Source organism: Alcanivorax sp. HI0083 (genome assembly GCF_001635175.1).
This window is the reverse complement of the sequence record NZ_LWFX01001410.1, coordinates 1-2,597: the sequence shown is the minus strand read 5'-3', so window position 1 is coordinate 2,597 and position 2,597 is coordinate 1. Positions and strand designations below refer to the sequence as shown.

Sequence of the window (2,597 nt, the reverse complement as noted above, 5' to 3'; positions counted from 1 at the left end):
TAATAGTTAACAGTGAATAATTAATAGCTGCGCGCCTAGCGCCAGTGATTTCTTGAAGCTAAGAGGCCGCGCCCAACCTTTGGACGCGGCCTCTTGCGTTTAAGGCAAAACAGACGGGTTTCGCGACGTTATTAACTCTTAATTATTCATTATTAATTCTGCTCACGCCGCGTTCTTCTCCTTCGGGGCCGGCAGGCTTTTACGCCATTCTTCGATCAACGCGCTGTTGTCGTCATCCCATGGATGGAAGCCGGGTTTCAGGTAGCTGAACCAGGCAGGGATGATGCTGCTGATCACGCCTCTGTAGCCAAACCCTTTCCACAGCCCTTTGGCCAGGGTGAGGGGTTTACGGTGCATATTGTCGCGCTTGAGCATCTGCCAGGTGAAGTAGCTGGAGAAGCCGATCAGGTAGGCGGTGCTGGAAAGGAACAGGCGCTGGCGCTCCAGGTAGTTGCCGTTCACGTCCTTGTACAGGTCGTAGGCTACGGCCTTGTGCTCGGTTTCCTCAATGGCGTGCCAGACCCACAGATCGCGCACCGCCGGGTCCATCTTTTTCATCAGGTCCGGGCGACGCAGAATGGCGTCGGCCAGAATGGCAGTGAAGTGCTCCAGGCCGGCAGTCGCCGCCAGCTGCTGGCGTTTGCTCATGTACTTGCGGGCACCGGCCAGCAACTTGTTGGTGACCCCCAGGGCGTGCGCAACAATGTCGTCATATTTGCCGTCGGCAATCAGATCATTGAAGGCCTGGTGTTCCAGGGAATGCATGGCTTCCTGGCCAATAAAGCCGGAAATATCCTTTTGACGATCCTTGTCCGCCACCTGGTCGCGCAGGGCGCGCACAGAATCTACGAAGAAACGCTCGCCGTCCGGGAAGGTCAGCGACAGGATATTCAGCAGATGGGTCAGCACAGGGTCGTTATCAAACCAGTAATCATCATGTTTGATGCCATCGAAGGAAAACCCCATGCGGCGGGGTACGATGGGCACAACCGGTGCCTTATGTTTTTTTGTCAGCGGCAATTTCATGTTGGCTCCTGGCGCAAATGCCATTGGTGACATTGTTCAATGACAACTACTATGCAGGCAGAGATAACCAAGTTCTTGTCGTGGAGGGCCAACAAATGGTGAGTTCGGGCCGCACCTGGGGAAATGCCGGGGTGCCGGGCATCTATGTGGTGCTGTTGTACGACCTGTTGGTGGCCTTGAAGCTGGATGCGCCGACTCTGCTGGTGGGGTTGGGGGTGAGTCGGGATGAGCTGCTGGCGGTGGATCGCCGGGTCTCCATGTCCCTGGCCCAGACAGTGGCCGAGCGCGGGGTCGAAATGGTGGGCGATCGTGGCCTGGGGTTTCGCTATGCCCGCGCCATGAGCATTACCCTGCATGGCCCGGTGGGGCTACTGGCTTTGTCCAGCGCCAGCGCTCAGGATGCCCTCGATGCAGCCTGCCGGTTTCTCGGCCTGCGCGCCCCGTTTCTGGAAATTCACCAAGCCCGCCATGCAGACCGGGCTCATCTTCAATTGCGTAGCACCCGCCCGTTAGGCGTAGCCCATGATTTTATTATCGAGGCCATGCTGGTGGGGCTGGCGTTCATGATCGAACAGCTGTTGGAGAGTTTGCCGGAGGGGTTGGAGATTCACCGTCGCGGCCCCGCGCCGGCCTGGTTGGCGGCGCTGCGGGAGGATGTGGGGGTGCCGGTGCGGTTTGATCAGTCGGAAGACGCGCTGGTGTTTCCCTTGTCTGCCCTGGAGGCGCGGCCACGTCTGGCGGACCCGCAGGTGGCAGCGATTGCACGCGAGCAGTGCGAGATGGAGTTCCGTCAGTGGCGCACCGAAGAAGAGGGCGTGATGGCGGAGCGTATCCGCACAGCGTTACAGGACCATGCGGCGCCGTTGCCGTCGCTGGAAGGCATGGCGGATCGGCTGGCGGTGTCTGCCCGCACCCTGAAACGTCACTTGCAGCAGGCCGGGTTGAGCTATCGCCAATTGCAGGATGAAGAGCGCTACCGGCAGGCTTGCCGTTTGTTGGCGAAGGCGGAGAAGAGCATTAGCGAGGTGGCCTACCACCTTGGTTATAACGATGTGGCGAACTTCTCCAAGGCGTTCAAGCGCTGGAGTGGCCTGACTCCGAAGGGCTACCGGGAGCAACACTCGCGGGTGTGAGAGGCGAGTAACGAGTTTCGAGTTGCGAAGATCAAAACCTTTACAGACCAGGCGCTTCGGTTTTTGCTTTTCGAAACTCGCAGGTCTTGCCCGTGCTTCTCAAAACAGAAAGGCCGCGCCCGGTTGCCCGGGCGCGGCCTTTTGTCGCTGGCGCTGTTCTGCCAGTTTCGCGTCGACTTACTTGGCGTTCTCGTAAGCTTCGACAGATTTGATGATCTCGGCTTTGGCCGCTTCGGCGCCATCCCAGCCATCAACTTTCACCCACTTGCCTGCTTCCAGCTCTTTGTAGTGCTCGAAGAAGTGCTTGATCTGGGCCAGCAGCAGCTCTGGCAAGTCGTTGATGTCTTTCACGTTGTCGTAGATCTTGGTCAGCTTGGTGTGCGGAACCGCCACCAGCTTGGCATCTTTACCGGCTTCGTCGGTCATGTTCAGGATGCC

3 protein-coding genes are annotated in these 2,597 nt (G+C 58.5%); 1 reads left to right on the top strand and 2 read right to left on the bottom strand.

All coding sequences use genetic code 11. The features are described from left to right. Positions 1-162: 162 nt before the first annotated feature. Complete coding sequence (locus A3754_RS21380) at positions 163-1,026, bottom strand: metal-dependent hydrolase (protein WP_082872438.1); 864 nt, start codon at positions 1,024-1,026, stop codon at positions 163-165. A gap of 95 nt (positions 1,027-1,121) precedes the next feature. On the opposite strand from A3754_RS21380, the gene A3754_RS21375 reads away from it, so the two are divergent. Then, on the top strand, positions 1,122-2,159 hold the full coding sequence (locus A3754_RS21375) for an AraC family transcriptional regulator (RefSeq protein WP_063521280.1): 1,038 nt from the start codon (positions 1,122-1,124) through the stop codon (positions 2,157-2,159). Positions 2,160-2,336: 177 nt separating this feature from the next. On the opposite strand, the gene A3754_RS21370 is transcribed toward A3754_RS21375, so the two are convergent. Then, a partial coding sequence (locus A3754_RS21370; RefSeq protein ID WP_197468767.1) for an inorganic diphosphatase occupies positions 2,337-2,597 on the bottom strand: 261 nt, incomplete at its 5' end.